This window comes from Pseudomonas putida, assembly GCF_001941965.1.
Taxonomy (GTDB): domain Bacteria; phylum Pseudomonadota; class Gammaproteobacteria; order Pseudomonadales; family Pseudomonadaceae; genus Aquipseudomonas; species Aquipseudomonas putida_L.
Genome location: NZ_MKZO01000016.1, coordinates 1 through 655, shown reverse-complemented (window position 1 = coordinate 655; position 655 = coordinate 1). Strand labels below are relative to the sequence as shown.

The 655-nt window shown below is 62.3% G+C and carries 1 pseudogene; it reads right to left on the bottom strand.

From position 1 onward, the window contains the following. Positions 1–655, bottom strand: a pseudogene (locus PSEMO_RS33455) (hypothetical protein); the annotation flags it as partial.

Sequence of the window (655 nt, the reverse complement as noted above, 5' to 3'; positions counted from 1 at the left end):
TTCCTCGAGGAAGTCGGGGAAGTAGTCGACGCAGAAGACTTCGAGGTGCAGGTGCCGACGGGGCTTGGCATCCCTGGCATTCTGGTAGGGGCCGATGTGGCCGATCAGTTCACCGGCCTTGATGGGGATGGGCTTTGCCGGGACGAAAACTTCATCGCGACCTGCCGGGACATACTCGCTACGCAGTTTTTCCGCCAGTACGTACTGTTCGACATACTCGAGCTTGACGAAGTCGCCACTGCCGCTGAGGCGCACTGAGGTCCCTTTGGTCAACCCGGCCAGCACGGTCGCTTGCCCATGGGGCTCGGCACGCACATTCAGGACATCGCCTGTGACCTCGGACAGATCACCCTTGCCTGGCCGCAAGTGGCGTGCAGAGACATACCCGCGCAAGGTGCCGTCCACACTGCGTAGCGAGGCAGGACCCAGGGCATTTTCCAGCTTGCGGTGACGGCCCGTGCCGGAAACCGCAACCTGCGTGCCGGGCGGCAGGATATCGAGGGTCCGGCTTGATCCCTCATGCCCTATGACCTTGAGGCCCCGCTTGCCTCTATGAATGTCATTGGCATCGTCCTTGACCCATTGCGCTTCGCTCTGCACCCAGAACCGTGGCCTGTCCAGCGTGCTGCCGTCGTACGCAGCCCAGTCCTCCAGA